The 16,399-nt window shown below is 60.6% G+C and carries 18 protein-coding genes; 10 read left to right on the forward strand and 8 right to left on the reverse strand.

Features of this window, described 5'->3' with window-relative positions; genetic code table 11:
* Positions 1-16: 16 nt before the first annotated feature.
* Positions 17-601, reverse strand: coding sequence for a glutathione S-transferase N-terminal domain-containing protein (locus ASD36_RS22200; protein ID WP_060506397.1), 585 nt, complete (start codon positions 599-601; stop codon positions 17-19).
* Positions 602-635: 34 nt separating this feature from the next.
* On the reverse strand, positions 636-1,103 hold the full coding sequence (locus ASD36_RS22205; RefSeq protein ID WP_060506398.1) for an SRPBCC domain-containing protein: 468 nt from the start codon (positions 1,101-1,103) through the stop codon (positions 636-638).
* Positions 1,104-1,212: 109 nt separating this feature from the next.
* On the opposite strand from ASD36_RS22205, the gene ASD36_RS22210 reads away from it, so the two are divergent.
* Positions 1,213-2,250: a helix-turn-helix domain-containing protein gene (locus ASD36_RS22210; protein WP_244482362.1), complete on the forward strand. Its 1,038-nt coding sequence runs from the start codon at positions 1,213-1,215 to the stop codon at positions 2,248-2,250.
* Between the two features lie 5 nt (positions 2,251-2,255).
* Here the strand turns inward: ASD36_RS22210 and ASD36_RS22215 are convergent, their stop codons facing one another.
* Positions 2,256-2,882 (reverse strand): TlpA disulfide reductase family protein, encoded by a 627-nt coding sequence (locus tag ASD36_RS22215; RefSeq protein ID WP_060511911.1) that lies wholly within the window; start codon positions 2,880-2,882, stop codon positions 2,256-2,258.
* 84 nt (positions 2,883-2,966) lie between these two features.
* Between ASD36_RS22215 and argH the strand changes: the two genes are divergently transcribed.
* The 4 genes from argH to ASD36_RS22235 all read left to right on the forward strand — a co-directional run bounded on the left by argH (position 2,967) and on the right by ASD36_RS22235 (position 8,718).
* Complete coding sequence (gene argH, locus ASD36_RS22220) at positions 2,967-4,370, forward strand: argininosuccinate lyase (protein WP_060506399.1); 1,404 nt, start codon at positions 2,967-2,969, stop codon at positions 4,368-4,370.
* A gap of 94 nt (positions 4,371-4,464) precedes the next feature.
* Positions 4,465-4,659, forward strand: a complete 195-nt coding sequence (locus ASD36_RS22225) for a lipoprotein (protein WP_060506400.1) — start codon at positions 4,465-4,467, stop codon at positions 4,657-4,659.
* Between the two features lie 12 nt (positions 4,660-4,671).
* The gene (lysA, locus tag ASD36_RS22230; protein WP_060506401.1) at positions 4,672-5,940 is read left to right on the forward strand and encodes a diaminopimelate decarboxylase; all 1,269 of its coding nucleotides are present in this window, start codon (positions 4,672-4,674) and stop codon (positions 5,938-5,940) included.
* A gap of 144 nt (positions 5,941-6,084) precedes the next feature.
* A complete protein-coding gene (locus ASD36_RS22235; protein WP_060506402.1) occupies positions 6,085-8,718 on the forward strand; it encodes a TIGR02302 family protein in 2,634 nt (877 codons plus the stop codon).
* 98 nt (positions 8,719-8,816) lie between these two features.
* On the opposite strand, the gene ASD36_RS22240 is transcribed toward ASD36_RS22235, so the two are convergent.
* The 4 genes from ASD36_RS22240 to ASD36_RS22255 form a co-directional block, all read right to left on the reverse strand.
* Entirely contained in the window at positions 8,817-9,167 is a 351-nt protein-coding gene (locus ASD36_RS22240; protein ID WP_060506403.1) for a DUF6719 family protein, read from the reverse strand.
* Positions 9,164-9,523 carry a response regulator gene (locus ASD36_RS22245; protein WP_060506404.1) on the reverse strand — a complete coding sequence of 120 codons (360 nt, stop codon included), beginning with the start codon at positions 9,521-9,523 and terminating at the stop codon, positions 9,164-9,166. The genes ASD36_RS22240 and ASD36_RS22245 overlap by 4 nt, the downstream gene beginning before the upstream one ends.
* Positions 9,524-9,680: 157 nt before the next feature.
* A complete protein-coding gene (hpt, locus tag ASD36_RS22250; RefSeq protein ID WP_060506405.1) occupies positions 9,681-10,226 on the reverse strand; it encodes a hypoxanthine phosphoribosyltransferase in 546 nt (181 codons plus the stop codon).
* A 69-nt stretch (positions 10,227-10,295) separates the two neighbouring features.
* On the reverse strand, positions 10,296-10,964 hold the full coding sequence (locus tag ASD36_RS22255) for a hypothetical protein (protein WP_156393905.1): 669 nt from the start codon (positions 10,962-10,964) through the stop codon (positions 10,296-10,298).
* A 277-nt stretch (positions 10,965-11,241) separates the two neighbouring features.
* Between ASD36_RS22255 and ftsE the strand changes: the two genes are divergently transcribed.
* The 4 genes from ftsE (at position 11,242) to ASD36_RS22275 (ending at position 14,587) form a co-directional block, all read left to right on the forward strand.
* Positions 11,242-11,901, forward strand: coding sequence for a cell division ATP-binding protein FtsE (gene ftsE / locus ASD36_RS22260; RefSeq protein WP_060506591.1), 660 nt, complete (start codon positions 11,242-11,244; stop codon positions 11,899-11,901).
* A complete protein-coding gene (locus ASD36_RS22265; RefSeq protein WP_060506407.1) occupies positions 11,894-12,904 on the forward strand; it encodes an ABC transporter permease in 1,011 nt (336 codons plus the stop codon). Before ftsE ends, ASD36_RS22265 begins: the two co-directional genes overlap by 8 nt.
* A 100-nt stretch (positions 12,905-13,004) precedes the next feature.
* Complete coding sequence (locus ASD36_RS22270; protein ID WP_060506408.1) at positions 13,005-13,700, forward strand: YdcF family protein; 696 nt, start codon at positions 13,005-13,007, stop codon at positions 13,698-13,700.
* Between the two features lie 92 nt (positions 13,701-13,792).
* Positions 13,793-14,587: a 1-acyl-sn-glycerol-3-phosphate acyltransferase gene (locus ASD36_RS22275; protein ID WP_060506409.1), complete on the forward strand. Its 795-nt coding sequence runs from the start codon at positions 13,793-13,795 to the stop codon at positions 14,585-14,587.
* On the opposite strand, the gene ASD36_RS22280 is transcribed toward ASD36_RS22275, so the two are convergent.
* Complete coding sequence (locus ASD36_RS22280) at positions 14,584-15,123, reverse strand: gamma-glutamylcyclotransferase (RefSeq protein WP_060506410.1); 540 nt, start codon at positions 15,121-15,123, stop codon at positions 14,584-14,586. The genes ASD36_RS22275 and ASD36_RS22280 overlap by 4 nt on opposite strands.
* 198 nt (positions 15,124-15,321) lie before the next feature.
* On the opposite strand from ASD36_RS22280, the gene ASD36_RS22285 reads away from it, so the two are divergent.
* Positions 15,322-16,365 (forward strand): DUF2125 domain-containing protein, encoded by a 1,044-nt coding sequence (locus tag ASD36_RS22285; protein ID WP_060506411.1) that lies wholly within the window; start codon positions 15,322-15,324, stop codon positions 16,363-16,365.
* The last annotated feature ends 34 nt before the right edge of the window (positions 16,366-16,399 follow it).

Genomic DNA, 16,399 nt, shown 5'->3' on the forward strand with positions numbered 1-16,399 from the left:
TCTGGCGAGAGCAAGTCTATAGCAACCCCTCCGCCCGCAATGCGCGCTGAACTGCAGGCCGGGCCTCCACATCGGCGACATAGACAAGCAGTCTTTCAGGAACCGGCATCTCGACCATCCGCGCCCAGCGCAAGGTGACATAGAGCAAGGCATCGGCCACGCTGAACCGGTCTCCCAGCAGATAACGCCCGGCGATCTGTCCGGCAATCAGGATGAAGCGCTCCTCGACCATGCCACGCAGCATCGCGACCGCTTCGTCGCCCGGCAGGAAGAAGGAGAAGGCAAACGGCCTCTGCACTTCGGTCGACAGAAACGCCAACGTCTCGATCAGCCGGTGCCGCTCCATTCCTCCTGCTCCTTCGTGGCCAGTAGTGTGCTGATCGATCCAATCGAGGATCGCCACGGTTTCCGTCAGCGGCACGCCGTCTTCGATTTCAAGCAGCGGCACATAGCCCTTCGGATTGACGGCGAGATAGTCTCCCGGACGCTCCAGCGTCCGCGTCATGATGTCGACCTTGACCAGCACCGGCTCAAACCCGGCTTCAAGAAGGGCGATGTGGCCTGCCAATGCGCTGGTGCCCGGAGAGAAATAGTACTTCATCTCAAAAATCCTTCCATGTTGAACGACGCGGGATTCAGGCTGCAGCAGTGCGGCCAAGATAGGCGACCAAGCCTTCGAGCATCGCGCCCCAACCTTCCTTGTGCCCTTCCGGGCTATCCCCATCGAAATAGAAACCGCTCTCGGTCAGCCTCAGATCCGTACCGTTGGCCGCCGGGGCCAGTTCCAGCAAGACCGTACCGGCGAAAAGCATGCCGTTCTCATGCGACACGGTGCTCGAAGAGAGGACGAATTGATCGGTGCGAATGGCATGATAGTGGACCGTGTTGACATACGGCTTCGCGCCAGACGGGCCGAAGGTCAGGACATCGGTATGACCAGCGCGAAATTCGAAGACCTGATAGGCCATCTCCCACCCGTCCCCCGGTGCGCTCCAGTCAAGAAGTGCCTCGCGGCTTGACCAGGCAGCAAAGACCTCTGCCGGTGCCGCGGCAAGAGTGCGTTCAAAAACGATGGTTGCGTGATCGATATGCTGAATTGTCATGGGCTTGCTCTCTGTGCGGTGTTGAATATGCGGGAACCCTAGCTGCTTACAGTGGCGCCCTTTAGTGGCAGGATGGACAAAACCGGGGCATACGTGCCAAATTGCCATCATGTTTCCAAAACAGTTCACGCCCCCGCCGCTGCGCATCAGTATTCTGGTTTTGCCGGAAACCGCGCCGATGGCCGTCTACGGGCTCTATGAAGTGCTTGGTTCGGTTGGAAAAATCTGGCCGCAATTGACCGGCGAGACGGAGAAGGTCCGCGGCATCGTCCCCCGCATCGTTGCAAAGACTGCAGAGCCTTTCCAATCCGTCATCGGCGTTCCCATCACACCGCAGGCATCAATCAGCGACGACAATGACGCCGATGTGGTAATCGTCTGCGATATCGAGTTGCCGCTGCGAGGTAGCCCTGAGGGCCGATGGGCGGAGGAAATTGCCTGGGCGCGCGCAGCCCTTGCGAGAGGTGCGCTGGTGTGCTCGACCTGCAGCGGGTCCGTTCTGCTGGCCGAGGCTGGCCTTCTCGACGGATGCGACGCCGCTTCGCACTGGAGTGCGGCAGAACTGTTTCGCGACCGCTATACGCGCGTTCGCTTCCGGCCCGACCGTATTCTTTGCGACAGCGGCCATGAGGGCCGGCTACTCACCGCCGGTGGCGCATCCTCCTGGCAGGACCTGTCGTTGTACTTGATTGGCCGCTATTGCGGATCCGCAGAGGCCATGCGTGCCGCAAAGATCTTTCTGATCGGCGATCGCAGTGGCGGACAACTACCCTTTGCCGCGATGACGCGTCCGCGCCAGCATGACGATGCCGTGATCGCTGAAAGCCAGACCTGGATTGCCGATCATTATCCGGAGCCAAACCCGGTGACGAGGATGGTCGCGCAATCGGGTCTTGCCGAACGCACCTTCAAGCGGCGGTTCACCAATGCGACCGGCTATACGCCGGTCGACTATGTGCAGGCGATCCGCATCGAGGAAGCCAAGCAGATGCTGGAAACCACCCGTGACAGCATCGACGGCATTGCCGCCGAGGTCGGCTACGAAGACCCGACGTTCTTCCGCCGCCTGTTCAAGCGGATCACCAGCCTCAGCCCGGCGCAATACCGGCAGCGGTTCCAGACCGCTGGCATCCGTCAGGGTGCTTGAAAGGCCTAAACCCCGCCGGCGGCGGCCTTGATCAGCGCCCTGGCATCGTCGCTATCCCATGCGGCCGGCCCGTTCATCGACGAGATCAGGCAACCCTTGTCGTCCATCAGCAGCGTGACAGGCAGGCCAAAGGCCAGGCCTTCCTTCTTCAGCGAATTGAAAACGCCCATCGATGCATCACGGTAATAGCCGAGGTCATGCACGCCGGTTTCGTTGAGAAATGCCGTCGGCTTCTCATCGTCACCGATATCGATATTGACGGCAACCACCTCGAACTTGTCGCTCCCCGCAGCCTTTTGCAGCGCATTGAGGGCCGGCATCTCTTCGCGGCAAGGGCCGCACCATGTCGCCCAGAGATTGAGCAGCACGGTCTTGCCGCCAAAATCGGCAAGCGTCAGATCCTTGCCATCCTTGCCCTTGAAACTGAGGCTGGACATGGAGCGCGGCTCGCTGACCGGCGCCATCGCGGCGACCTGGCCCTTGAGGAACGGTGTGATGGCCGCAACCTTGCCTTTTGCCGCTTCGCAGATCTTGGCGTCTGCGGTTTCCACCGCCACACCATTGCCAGACCCGCTTTCCCTGACGTATACCGCTGCCGCACCGGCGATCACGCCTCCAAGGGCAGCGATCATTACCAGTCTGGCAGGAGGAAAGCGTTTCTTCTTGTCGTTTACTTCATTTTCCAAAACGGGTCATTCTCCAGGGCGGGCATCTTCATGGCTGACGGCACTTCTGAAACCAAAAGCTCCAACCAGATGTGGGGCGGTCGCTTTGCTCAAGGACCGGCGGCGATCATGGAGGAGATAAATGCCTCGATCGGCTTCGACAAGAAGCTTTTCGCCCAAGACATCCGCGGCTCAATGGCGCATGCGACCATGCTGGCGCATCAAGGCATCATTTCGGCCGATGATAAAGACAAGATCGTTCACGGCCTGAGCACGATCCTGTCAGAGATCGAAAGCGGCCAGTTCGAATTCTCCCGCCGGCTCGAAGACATCCATATGAACGTGGAAGCACGGCTTGCAACCCTGATCGGCCCGGCCGCCGGACGCCTGCACACAGCGCGCTCGCGCAACGACCAGGTGGCGCTCGACTTCCGCCTGTGGGTAAAGGAAGAGTTGCAAAAATGCGAGGGAATGCTGACGAGCCTGATCGCGGCCTTCCTCGACCGCGCCGAAGAGCACGCCGAGACGGTGATGCCAGGCTTTACCCATTTGCAGACGGCCCAGCCGGTGACCTTCGGCCATCACTGCATGGCCTATGTCGAAATGTTCGGCCGCGACCGCCAGCGCGTGCGCCACGCCATCGAGCATATGGACGAAAGCCCGATCGGTGCTGCAGCACTCGCCGGCACCGGCTTTCCGATCGACCGCCACATGACCGCCAAGGCGCTTGGTTTCCGCGAGCCGACCCGCAATTCGATCGACACCGTTTCGGATCGCGATTTCGCGCTGGAATTCCTGTCAATCGCCTCGATCTGCGCCGTGCATCTGTCGCGGCTGGCCGAAGAAATCGTCATCTGGTCGACACCGCAATTCGGCTTCGTGCGCCTGTCGGATGCGTTTTCGACCGGCTCCTCGATCATGCCGCAGAAGAAGAACCCGGACGCTGCCGAACTGGTACGCGCCAAGACCGGCCGCATCAACGGCTCGCTGATCGCGCTTCTGACCGTGATGAAGGGCCTGCCGCTCGCCTATTCCAAGGACATGCAGGAAGACAAGGAACAGGTCTTCGACAGCGCCGAGAGCCTGGAACTGGCAATTGCAGCGATGACCGGCATGGTCCGCGACATGACCATTCGTGCTGACCGGATGAAGGCCGCTGCAGGCTCCGGCTATTCCACCGCTACCGATCTTGCTGACTGGCTGGTGCGCGAAGCGGGGCTTCCCTTCCGCGACGCCCACCACGTCACTGGCCGCGCCGTGGCGCTGGCCGAACAGAAGGCCTGCGAACTGGCTGAACTTTCTCTCGAAGACCTGCAGACGATCCATCCGGATATCACCGACAAGGTGTTCGGCGTGCTGACGGTCGAGGCTTCGGTTGCCAGCCGCACATCATTTGGCGGCACAGCGCCGAGCGAAGTCAGGAAGCAGATTGCCTGGTGGCGGACCCGCAACTGAGAATACGATTCAGGGTGCACAATGCCCCGAAAAGCCGTTATGAGTTTTGGCGAATTTGCGAAGAAGGGCTGATTGCCCGGACCGGGAACCATCGATGCTGTCACGAAACACCACCATTCTGCTTGCAGTCCTTGCCATTGCCGGCCTGACGCTGTCCGGCTGCGGGCGCAAGGGCGACCTCGATCGTCCGGGCTCCTCCGCTCCGATCAACACCAAGGCGGTACCCGGCAGCGTTGAAAAACAGGACGAAGCGCGCGGCAAGCCCTTCTTCCTTGATCCCCTCCTGTAACAGAGCACACTCGTGAACCATTTCGAATATCGTGACGGCATTCTGTTTGCTGAAGACGTCTCCGTCATCGACATCGCCAAGGCGGTGGGAACCCCGTTCTACTGCTATTCTACCGCAACGCTGGAACGGCACTACTCGGTCTTCTCCAAGGCATTTTCCGATATTGACGCCATGGTCTGTTACGCCATGAAGGCCAATTCCAACCAAGCCGTACTGAAGACGCTCGGCCGTCTGGGCGCCGGTGTCGACGTGGTATCCGGCGGCGAACTGCGCCGGGCGCTGGCAGCCGGCATCCCGGCCAGCCGCATCATGTTTTCCGGCGTCGGCAAGACCGCCGCCGAAATGGACCTGGCGCTCGACGCCGGTATCTACTGCTTCAACGTCGAATCCGAGCCGGAGTTGGAAGTGCTCAATGCCCGCGCCGTGCGCGAAGGCAAGAAGGCGCATGTGTCCTTCCGCATCAACCCGGATGTCGACGCCAAGACCCATGCCAAGATTTCGACCGGCAAGAAAGAAAACAAGTTCGGCATCGCCTATGAGCGCGCCCGCGCCGTTTATGCCCATGCCGCGACCCTGCCCGGTATTCAGGTGACCGGCATAGACATGCATATCGGCAGCCAGATCACCGAGCTGCAACCTTTCGCCGACGCTTTCAAACTGTTGCGCGAGCTGGTCGATACCCTGCGCGCCGACGGCCACAACATCGATCACGTCGACGTTGGCGGCGGCCTTGGCGTGCCCTACAAGCTGGACAACAACCCGCCGCCCCTGCCCGACGCCTACGCGACGATCGTCAAGGACCAGCTGCGCGAACTCGGCTGCAAGATCGTCATGGAGCCCGGCCGGCTGATCGTCGGCAATGCCGGCATAATGGTGACGGAAGTCGTCTACGTGAAGGACGGCGGCTCGAAGACCTTCGTCATCGTCGATGGTGCCATGAACGACCTGATCCGCCCGACGCTCTACGACGCCTATCACGAAATCCAGCCGGTGCGGATTTCCGCCGCCAACGCGCCGCGTATCAAGGCCGACATTGTCGGTCCGGTCTGCGAGACCGGCGATTATCTGGCGCTCGACCGGGAAATGGCCATGCCGAAGCCCGGCGACCTGATTTCGATAGGTACCGCCGGCGCCTATGGTGCGGTGCAGGCAGGCACCTATAACAGCCGTTTGCTGGTGCCCGAGGTTCTTGTCAACGGCGATCGCTTCCACGTGATTCGTCCGCGCACGACCTATGAGGACCTGATCGGGCTGGATTCCGTGCCTGACTGGCTCGACTGACGGCCTTTCAGCAGCTCCCGGTCCGGCGTTGTTGATAGCACCGCGGCGGACCACCGAAATCGATCACGATTGCGTTGCCGCCCTCGTCTTCGCCACAAAGAGTGTTATCCTTCGCGGTACGTTTCAAACGTTGAAAGGGAACGGATGACGGAAATCCGGCGGGACAGCTCGACGGCGGCGGCAGGCTTCATGCGAAGCCTTGCGGTCAAGCGGACGCTTGCGCGTATCGTCCTTATCGCCGAACAGATGGCGCCCCGCGCCCTGCCGCTCATTGCCATCGTCTTGCTGTTTCTCTCCGCCGCCTGGTTCGGTTTCTTCCGCACCGCCCCCGGCTGGCTGCATGTCACCGCCCTGATAGCCTTTGCCGCTGCCTTCGTCGCCGTATTGATCCCGCTGCTGCGCATCCGCATTCCCGGCAATACCGAGGCCGACCGGATGCTGGAGGAGCGCAACCACCTGCCGCATCAGGCAATCCGAGTTCAGGACGATCAACCGGCCACCAGCGGCGCCTTCGGCCAGGCGCTCTGGCAGGAGCATCAGACCCGCATGGCGCGGATGATCGGTTCGCTACAAGCTGGACTGCCCAAACCGGACATCGCCCGCACCGACAGCTATGGCCTGCGTGCGGTTCCGGTGCTGCTTGCCTGCGTTGCCTTTGCCTATTCCTACTCAAACCGCGCCGGTCTGATTTCCGATGCCTTCCGCCCGCCGCAGCAGATCGCCGCGATACCCGATGTGCGCATTGATGCCTGGGTGACGCCGCCTGCCTATACTGGCAGGGCGCCGGTTTTTCTGACGGACAGGCAGGGCGCTGAACAGATTGCCGGCAGCGCAGAGCCGCTGCGTATCCCGCAGTTCAGCGAATTGACCGTGCGCATCACCAGCGGCGGTGAAGGCACGCCCGTCACGTATCTGGAAGACGGCGCGGCCCAACCGCTGGTAATCGCCGCACAGGCGGCCAAACCCGGCAAGGACGGCAAAGTACCTGTGGTAGCTGCTGCTGCCGATCCGGCAAAACCCGGCAGCGACACCCATATGATGAAGATCACCAAGGACGGTTCGCTCTTTGTTGGTGGCGAACAATGGGCCTTCACGGTGATCCCCGACAGCGTTCCGGATATTGCCTTCGACGGCATTCCGCGCACTACGGTCAACGCTGCGCTCGAAATTGGTTTTGCAGCCAAGGACGATTACGGCATCCAGGATGCCTGGGCCGAAATCGTCCCTCTGGACAAGCAGGCTGCCGATGCGCGGCCGCTTTATCCCCTGCCGGAATACCGCCTCGATCTGCCCAAGCGCAACGCCCGCGAGGCCAAGGGGCTGACCAGCCGCAACTTGAGCGAACACCCGCTTTCTGGAAAGCGCGTCCGCGTCACGCTGGTTGCCAAGGATGCCGCCGGACAGGAAGGCCGCAGTGTGCCACAGGACATGATTCTGCCCGCCCGTCCCTTCTTCGAACCTTTGGCCGGAGCGGTCGCCGAAGAGCGGCAGGTGTTTGCGCTCAATGCCAACGATCTGCCACGCGCGATTGAACTTAACGACGCCCTCTCGGTGCGGCCCGACGAAACCATCCCGAACCTGACGCACTTCCTGCTTCTGCAATCGGCCCGAACCCGCATGGCGCTTTCGCGCAATGACGACATGCTGCGCGATGCAGCAGCCTATCTCTGGGATATCGCACTCGGCATCGAAGGTGGCGACATGGCGCTGGCCGACAAGCGGCTGCGCGATGCTCAGCAGAAGCTGTCCGAGGCGCTGGAAAGAGGCGCATCGGACGAAGAAATCACCAAGCTGATGCAGGAACTGCGCGACGCCATGAAGGACTACATGGAGGCGCTGGCCAAGCAGGCGGCAAAGAACCCGCAAGTGGCGGCCAACCCCAACCAGAACAACGTGCTGCGTCAGCAGGATCTGGAAAAGATGATGAACCAGATCGAAAACCTCGCCAAATCCGGCGCCAAGGATCAGGCGCGCCAGATGCTGTCGGAAATGCAGCGCATGATGAACAATCTCCAGGCCGGCCGGCCTCAGCAACAGCAGCAGGGCCAGGAAAACAGCGAGATGCGCAAGCAGATGGACAAGCTCGGCCAGCTGATGCAGGAGCAGCAGCAACTGATGGACGAGACGTTCAAATACGATCAGGCCCTGCGCGACCGCATGCAGCGCGGCGATCCGCTGGAGGGAGAGGACCATGAACTCTTCGACCAGGAGATGCCGCAGGAACCCGGCCAGCAGCAGGATCAAAATGCCCAGCAGCCCGGCCCGCTCGACAATATGACGGCGGAAGAACTGAAGCAGGCGCTAAAAGACATGCAGGCGCAGCAGGACCAGCTGGGCAAGCAGCTTGGTGAATTGCAGAAGGGCCTTGAAGGCATGGGCATCAAGCCCGGCAAGGGTTTTGGCGAGGCTGGCCGCGAAATGAAGGGCGCTTCCGGCGCTCTCGGCAAGGGCCAGGGCGAACAGGCTGTCGGTAGCCAGGGCCGCGCATTGCAGGCGCTGCGTGATGGCGCGCAGGACATGATGCAACAGATGCAAAGCCAGGGCCAAGGCCCCGGGCAAGGCCAGGGCGTGCCGCAATATGGCCAGAACGGCCGTGACCCACTGGGCCGCCGCCAGCAGAACGCTGGGCCGGACTTTGGCGATCAAGTCAAGGTGCCTGATGAAATCGATACGCAGCGCGCCCGCGAAATCCTCGACGAAATCCGCCGCCGCCTTGGCACCAACTCGTCGCCGGAGACGGAGCGGCAATATCTGGAAAGGCTGTTGGATATTCGGTGAAGGCCAGCTCCCAAACGCGCCGCATCAAGATGCGGTGCCGCTCCACAGCCAGAGCGGCGCAAGAACAGGCCTAAAGCACCGACATTTTCGCCGGCTTCTCAGAATGGCTTGCTGATACAGGCGTATTTCCGGTCCAGGCCCAATCTCATATTTCCGCCGGTCACCTGTTTGATTTTACCCGCGCCACACGAGTTATCATCAACCAGAACCTTGATCCCGCTTTGAATTTTCCCGGGACGGGGTTCCGTTTGGTATATTTTCGGGCCTTTGTGGCCGGTTGCCTGCGTACATCCCACCAAGAAAAACGGAAATAGAAAAAGAACCATAGCTTTCTTCATCACGCCCCTCAGCAACGAACCATTAATAAAGCATCTCACTTTAATAATTTTAGGGATAATGAAAACAAGAAAAATTGTGAGACCGGAAAGTCTAAAGCCGACGCCGCTCAAGCCGCCAATGCAACGGCAACGGCCTTGCGAATATCCGGCAGCGAAAACGGCTTGGAGACCACATCGATAACCTTGCCGGTCAGATTGTCGGCCCGCTCGCGCTGTTCGGCATAGCCGGTCATCAACAGGATCTTCAATGCCGGAAAGGCGGCTGATGCCTGGTGGGCAAGCTCGATACCGTCCATCACGGGCATACGGATATCGGAAAGCAGCAGGTCGAATCTATCGCCCTGAAGGCAGGCAAGGCCCTCGGCGCCATCGGCAGCCTCGACGGTCTCATGACCATCCAGCTGCAAGGCGCGGGCAACGAAACGGCGCAGGCCGTCCTCATCTTCGGTAATCAGGATTTTCGCCATCATGGCCTCCGTTTCGGCAACAGCTCTGCCGGGACGTTTGCCATGACGGCATCCGGTCCCTGACCCGCAGCACAGGCTGCGGGTCAACACCACCAGAGTTTTGTTTGTTTTCCGTAAACGCGGATGGCCAGATCAGGGACTGTCCACAGGCGGATGATTATTCGGCATCGCCAGTGACAATGCCGACGAACGGCAGCTCGCGGAAAGCATAGGCCACATCCATACCGTAGCCGACGACAAAATAGTCGGGGCATTCGAAACCGACATAATCGGCTTCGAGATCGGTCTGGCGCTTGACCTTTTTGTCGAGCAGAACGGCGATTGTCACCGATTTTGCGCCGCGCTCCAGCATCAGTTCCTTGGCGAAGCGCAGCGTGCGGCCCGACTCAAGAATGTCATCAATCAGCAGAACATCGCGGCCATGCACGTCGCTGTCGATGTCCTTGATGATCTTGACGCCCTGCGACACCGTGCCTGTGCCATAGCTGGACAGCGTGATGAACTCGACTTCCGGCGCAAGGCCGACGGCGTGCATCGCGCGGATGAGATCGGCGGCGAAGATGAACGAGCCCTTGAGGACGGCGATGACCAGGAGGTCATTGAGCGGTCCCTTGGCAATTTCTTCCGCCATTTCAACGTTTCGCGCCGAAATGACCTCGGCAGTATAAAGCGGATCGATGTTCTTTCCACGAACGACGGGCATGGGAATGGTCTCCAGAAATAAAAATGGAGACTGCGTTTTATGCCTCCGGAACCTAGCCGCTTAGCACAGTCAGGGCGCCGAATCACCCGGTTGGCCGAAGGAAACGGCCACGCCCGGCAGTTTTCCACCTGTGTGTAGGAGACGGGTCGAGAACGGGCGGCTCTCGCCGGGGGCCAGAACAGCCTGGCCTTGCTCAATCCGCGTGGCCGTCCGCCGATGTCCATTGGCAACCACATCGACCAGGAGTGGGGGAACCATCTTCGGTGCATCGGATTGATTTTTGACTGCACCATAGACCGACAGGATCTTCATGCCGTTGGCATCATTGAGCGATGTGGTGACATCACTGATCGACAATGCCTGTACAGGGGCAATATCGGGCTGGTACTGGGGCAGGCTGGCAAACAGCACGAAGACCGGGGCACACAGGCAGGTGACGAGGACGGCAAATGCCTTGGGGGATGCCGTCTGGAGCAGGCGCTCGAAATGGTTCACCACTCGCCCGAACCCAGATGCTACACGATGCGGGTTCTGGTTCGCCGGGACTGCAGTGCGCATCCGATTGTCGTTGAAGACGGGATAGACGTTACGCCGGCCATTTGCCGTCACGGTTTCGAATTCGGCATCGACGATATTGGTGCGATCGGGCATGCCCCTTGCGGGCGTGGCCCGCCCCCGCCGCTCAGGCGGCAGAAAATCCATGCGGGTTGCGGTGCCGTTGGAACGGAAAGCGTTCATCGTCTCTCCTTCGCAGCCACGCTGGCCGCGCCAGAATGCCCGGGGCATCGACAGGCCAGAATCGGGCATTGAAACAAACCTTTCTCAGACGTAAACCTAAATGGTTAATGCTTCGAAAACGGCGCTGCCAGAGTGCGTGTTTTCACGCTAAATTAACTACTGTTTAACCATGTTGGCGCTGTAACAGCGAATATCGCGCCATATGCTGCAACAAGGGCCATCAGCCTGCCGCGAACAGGTGGCATGCTGGATTGAAGAGAAGCTGGACACTGACCCGTTGATTCATTTTGAAAATGTCGGATTGCGCTATGGAATGGGCCCGGAAATTCTCCGCGACCTGACCTTCGACATTCCCAAGAAATCATTCCAGTTCCTGACCGGCCCTTCGGGTGCCGGCAAAACGACGCTGCTGCGGCTGCTGTTTTTATCGCTGCAGCCGACACGCGGCTTGATCCGCATGTTCGACCGCAACATCTCGACCATTCCCCGCGACGAATTGCCAATGCTGCGCCGCCGCGTCGGCATCGTTTTCCAGGATTTCCGCCTGCTCGATCATCTGACGACATACGAGAACGTCGCTCTACCGTTGCGCGTGCGCGGCAAAGACGAATCGTCCTACCGCTCCGACGTTCTCGAACTGCTTGGCTGGGTCGGACTTGGCGAGCGCATCAATGTTTTGCCGCCAGTTCTTTCCGGCGGAGAAAAACAGCGCGCAGCCATTGCCCGCGCGCTGATCGACCGGCCGGAAATTCTGCTTGCCGACGAACCGACCGGCAACGTCGACCCGCCGATGGCGCGCCGCCTGCTCAATCTGTTCCTCGAACTCAATCGGCTCGGTACCGCTGTCGTCATCGCCACCCATGATCTTTCGCTGATGGATCAGGTCGAAGCGCGGCGGATGATTCTTTCCCAAGGGCGGCTCGATATCTATGAGTGAAGCGCCCGCCAGCAATCACGCCGGTCAGACCGCGCCGCAGGAGCGCAAGGCATCGCTGCGTGTGCGTCCAACGGCGCCGATCGTCCCGCCCGCAAACGTCTCCGGCAATGCGCTGGTGCTGGTCATCGCCATCATGGCCTTCCTCGCCTGCCTAACGCTCGGTGCCGTCAGCATGGTGCGCTCGACGGCGCAAAGCTGGGAAAGCCAGATTTCCCGCGAGATCACCATTCAGATCAAGCCGGACGAAAAGCTCGACATGGAAAAGGCGCTGGCCGACGCCCGCGACCTTGCCCTGACCTTCGAGGGCACCACCAACGGCACCATCGTCGACAAGGCAGCGACCGCACGGTTGCTGGAGCCGTGGCTGGGAGCCGGGCTCGATCTTGACGACCTGCCGGTGCCACGCCTCGTGATCATCACCATCGACGAGCAGAACCCGCCGGACTTTGCGGCGATGCGGACGATGCTGACGGAGACCATTCCGCAAGCCTATCTCGACGATCACCGCACCTGGGTCGACCGGCTGGTGGCGATGGCGCATACAACGGCCCTGATCGGTACCGGCATCCTGGTGCTGGTGTTTTCCGCGATGGTGCTGACCGTGATCTTTGCCACGCGCGGGACGCTGTCGGGCAACCGGCACATCGTCGAGGTCTTGCATTTCGTCGGCGCGGAGGCCGGGTTCGTCGCTTCCGAGTTCCAGAAGCACTTCTTGAAGATCAGCCTGAAGGGCGCAGGCGCAGGCGGGCTTCTGGCAGCGGCCTGTTTTGCGATCGCGGGCTTCTGGCAATCGCGCTCGCTGGCCACCCCGCAGAGCGACCAGACGACGGCCATGTTCGGCAGCTTCTCCATCGGCTTTACCGGCTATCTTGGCATTGCCGCCATCATGATTGTCATCGCGCTGCTCACGACGCTCACGGCCCGCTTCACGGTGATGCGGACCATCGACGAGATCGATCTGATCCGGTCGGACCCGGCTCGCATCGACGGCAATCAGACCTGATCGTCATGATTGCTTTGTCCTGCATCCATCCGTTGCCGCAATCTGCTTCTATGGAAGAATCGGAAGCGGTCCTGATTCTAGCGGAGCAGCCGGAACAGCAATGAGCGACAACGGCGAAACACGGCGGAGGGGAGCGCTGGTGCGACGGCATGTAAGCCTTCGCCGCAGGATCGTGCGCGTAACGTTTTATGTGCTGCTGCTGATTGCCGGTCTTGCCGCAGCCAGCTTTCTCTATTTTGCCGATTCGGTCGCCTCGCTGCAACCGCCAGCCAACCCGAAGGCCGATGCGATCGTTGTTCTGACCGGAGGCTTCCAGCGGATCGACCAGGCTGTCGAGCTGCTGCAGACTGGTGCCGGAAAAAGGCTGTTGATCTCGGGCGTCCACCCGTCGACGACAGGCGGCCAGATTCGCCGCAACACCCAGAGTTCGGCAGATCTGTTCAAGTGCTGCGTCGATATCGGCCATGATGCGATCGATACGATCGGCAATGCCAACGAGACGGCGAACTGGATCCGCGACAACGGCTACCGCAGTATTCTGGTCGTCACCAACAACTACCATATGCCGCGCAGCCTGCTGGAACTGCGCCGGGCCAATCCGGGCATCGAATTCATCGCCTATCCCGTCGTCAATTCCGACCTGAAAAGCACCAACTGGCTGGCAAATCCGATGGTGTTGAAGACGATCCTGCTGGAATATCTCAAGCTGACGATCGCGTCGGCGCGCGATGCGCTGGGCGCTCATCCGGCAAGCGGACTGCGCACCGAAACGAAAGACGCCGGTAGCAAGCAATAGACATCCTGCCGGATCTCGCGAACCCAGCTGTTTTCCTTGCCGGAATATTCGTGTAGGCAGCGGGACAACCTTTTTGCTGCGAAAGCCTGCCGATGATCATCCTGCGTTCAGTCCTGTTCAACATCGTGTTCTACATCAACCTGATCCTCCAGATGGTCGTGATGACGCCGTTCTACTTCCTGGCGCCGCGCAAGACCTCATGGTTCGTTCCGAAAAACTGGGCGCGCAGCAATCACTGGCTGTTCAAGGTCATCGTCGGCACGACGTTCGAGATCGAAGGCCTGGAGAACATTCCCAAGGATGGATACATCTTTGCCCCCAAGCACCAGTCGTTCTGGGACGTTTATGCGCTCCTGCCCTGGCTGTCCGATCCCTTCTTCATCTTGAAGCGCGAGCTTGTCTGGATCCCCCTCTTTGGTTGGTACATCCAAAAGCAGCGCATGGTCCCGGTCGATCGCGGCGCACGCGGCAAGGTGATGGCGGCGGTAATGAAACGCGCCCATGACGAGATGGCGACAGGCCGTCAGCTGATCATCTACCCCGAAGGTACCCGCCGTCCGCCCGGCGCTCCACCCGAGTACAAATATGGTATTGCGAGGCTCTACCGCGACCTGAAAATGCCCGTCGTGCCCGTTGTCATGCATCCGGGTCTGTTCTGGCCGCGCCGCAAGTTCCTGCGGTATCCCGGCCATTTCAAGGTGCAGATCCTGCCGCCGATCGAAGCAGGGCTCGATCCGGACGTGTTCCTGAAGAGGCTCGTTGACGTGATGGAAACTGCCAGCGATGCGCTGCTGGTGGAGACGGTGAAGAACAATCCGCACGTCCCGCTGCCGCCGACGGCCGTCCAGCGCCTGAAAGAGCTCAAGGAGTTGGGCGCTCAAGCCTAATGCTTCGTCCTCTCGATGAGAGCAGCCACCTCTTCCAACCAATGATCGCGAATGCCCATTTCCTTCAGGTGGGCAAGCGTGTTGACCAGATAATCCGTATTGGGTCCTGATTTCCCATGGGAAACGGCCACGGTCGCGGCTGCGTCCTCGGCGCTCAGCGCGCCGGCATATTGCGCATGACCGCGGTCGATCGTGTAGGTGAGAGCTGCGACGCGGCGGCCGTCTGCAAGCAAGACCGGCATGGTGCGCTCGAGATAAACATGGGTGACCAGTTCACGCTCGCGCAGGTAGCCGATAACGTCTTCCTTGTCCTTCAAGGCCACCTTGAATGCCATGCCGCGGCAGGAACCGCCATGGTCGAGACCGAGCACGAGACCGGGGCGTTCCGGGGTTCCCCGGTGCACGAAAGAGCGGACACAGAGCGAGCGCCGATAACCGAACGCCCGGGCTGTCATCTTGTCCTCGAAGGCAAAGCCGGGGTTCCACATCAGCGAACCGTAGCCAAACACCCAAAAATCGTCCATATCCACTGCCATTCACATCCATGCCATTCCGGCGCCACAAACCACGGCCAGGAGCGGCGGACAGTCCACTCTGATGTTTTCCTAGCGCATCTGCCCGGCAATCGGAATCGATTTCCTCCACGCTTTTGAAGCACGGCGGCGGTAAACGGCCAGAGCGGCAGACCAGAAATTCTCGTGCCGCAGCGTCGCGGACGAACGACGGAGCAGACCATGACCGCAGCAGATATCGCCGCCCCCTCCGCCGGCAGCCGGAAAATCAGACGGCTGGCGATCGGCGTCGTGCTGTTCCTCATCGTCTATGCCGGCGCGTGGTTTTTCGCGGCCAACCAGATCGAGACGCGGCTGGCCGCCTTTCTGACAGAGAAGAAGGCCAGCGGCTCATCGGCGGAATGCGACGATTTGAGCGTGCGCGGCTTCCCCTTCCGTATCGGCGTGTTCTGCGACAGCGTCCGCCTCGATAACATTTCACGCGGAGCATCGGCCTCCTTCGGCGCGCTGCGCTCGGCGGCACAAGTCTACCGGCCGGGCCATGCCATCATCGAACTCGACGGTCCGGCCGAAATCCGCTTTTCGCCCGGCATGACTGTCTCTGCCGATTGGGAATTGCTCCACGCCAGCGCGAACGCAACGCTATCCGGCCTCGACCGCACATCGCTCACCTATGACAAGCTGGCTGGCACGGCGATGCTACCGTCCTTCGACGACGACGCTGCACCGGGTGACATGCACAAATTCATCTTCAATGCCGGACATGGCGAGGCGCATTTTCGCCAGAACGGCGCTGATCTCGACGCGGCCCTCAGTGTCGATCAATTCGATCTGAAGCTGGACAAGGGATTAAGCCTGCTGCCCCTCCTTAACGCCAGCGTCGACATGACCTTCGCCGATCGCGCCAATCTGATGCAGCGTGGCGGGTGGAAGCCGGATGCCCTGCGCGGCAGCAAGGGCGAGATGCGCAACCTGACGCTCGATCTCGGCAACGGCATGGTGACATCAGCGTCCGGCCCGTTCACCGTCAACGACCAAGGGCTGATCTCGGGCGAATTCAGCGTCACCATGAAGAATATCGAGGGCTGGCGTCAGAACCTCGTCAAGGTCTTCACCGACGAGGATGGCACGGTGATGGTCAACAATATTGCCAACATGCTGACGGCCCTGGCCGACGGCAAGAACGAGGCAACGGTGAAGCTGAATGTCCGCGACGGGATCGCGTTTCTGGCGTTCTTCCCGATTGGGGAACTGCCGCAGCTTTGAGGTTGGCTGGATAAAACCAAAGCAAGCCTCCCAG

The sequence above is a fragment of the Rhizobium sp. Root1334 genome (genome assembly GCF_001426665.1).
Lineage (GTDB): Bacteria > Pseudomonadota > Alphaproteobacteria > Rhizobiales > Rhizobiaceae > Pararhizobium.

Excerpts from the sequence above, each read along its gene's own strand:
- ASD36_RS22245 (WP_060506404.1), bottom strand. The coding sequence starts at position 9,523 with ATGGCGAAAATCCTGATTACCGAAGATGAGGACGGCCTGCGCCGTTTC.
- ASD36_RS22210 (WP_244482362.1), top strand. The coding sequence starts at position 1,213 with ATGTTTCCAAAACAGTTCACGCCCCCGCCGCTGCGCATCAGTATTCTG.
- ASD36_RS22255 (WP_156393905.1), bottom strand. The coding sequence starts at position 10,964 with ATGAACGCTTTCCGTTCCAACGGCACCGCAACCCGCATGGATTTTCTG.
- ASD36_RS22285 (WP_060506411.1), top strand. The coding sequence starts at position 15,322 with ATGACCGCAGCAGATATCGCCGCCCCCTCCGCCGGCAGCCGGAAAATC.
- ASD36_RS22275 (WP_060506409.1), top strand. The coding sequence starts at position 13,793 with ATGATCATCCTGCGTTCAGTCCTGTTCAACATCGTGTTCTACATCAAC.
- ASD36_RS22280 (WP_060506410.1), bottom strand. The coding sequence starts at position 15,123 with ATGGCAGTGGATATGGACGATTTTTGGGTGTTTGGCTACGGTTCGCTG.
- ASD36_RS22270 (WP_060506408.1), top strand. The coding sequence starts at position 13,005 with ATGAGCGACAACGGCGAAACACGGCGGAGGGGAGCGCTGGTGCGACGG.
- ASD36_RS22225 (WP_060506400.1), top strand. The coding sequence starts at position 4,465 with ATGCTGTCACGAAACACCACCATTCTGCTTGCAGTCCTTGCCATTGCC.
- ASD36_RS22265 (WP_060506407.1), top strand. The coding sequence starts at position 11,894 with ATGAGTGAAGCGCCCGCCAGCAATCACGCCGGTCAGACCGCGCCGCAG.
- hpt (WP_060506405.1), bottom strand. The coding sequence starts at position 10,226 with ATGCCCGTCGTTCGTGGAAAGAACATCGATCCGCTTTATACTGCCGAG.
- ASD36_RS22200 (WP_060506397.1), bottom strand. The coding sequence starts at position 601 with ATGAAGTACTATTTCTCTCCGGGCACCAGCGCATTGGCAGGCCACATC.
- ASD36_RS22205 (WP_060506398.1), bottom strand. The coding sequence starts at position 1,103 with ATGACAATTCAGCATATCGATCACGCAACCATCGTTTTTGAACGCACT.
- ASD36_RS22235 (WP_060506402.1), top strand. The coding sequence starts at position 6,085 with ATGACGGAAATCCGGCGGGACAGCTCGACGGCGGCGGCAGGCTTCATG.
- ASD36_RS22215 (WP_060511911.1), bottom strand. The coding sequence starts at position 2,882 with ATGATCGCTGCCCTTGGAGGCGTGATCGCCGGTGCGGCAGCGGTATAC.
- argH (WP_060506399.1), top strand. The coding sequence starts at position 2,967 with ATGGCTGACGGCACTTCTGAAACCAAAAGCTCCAACCAGATGTGGGGC.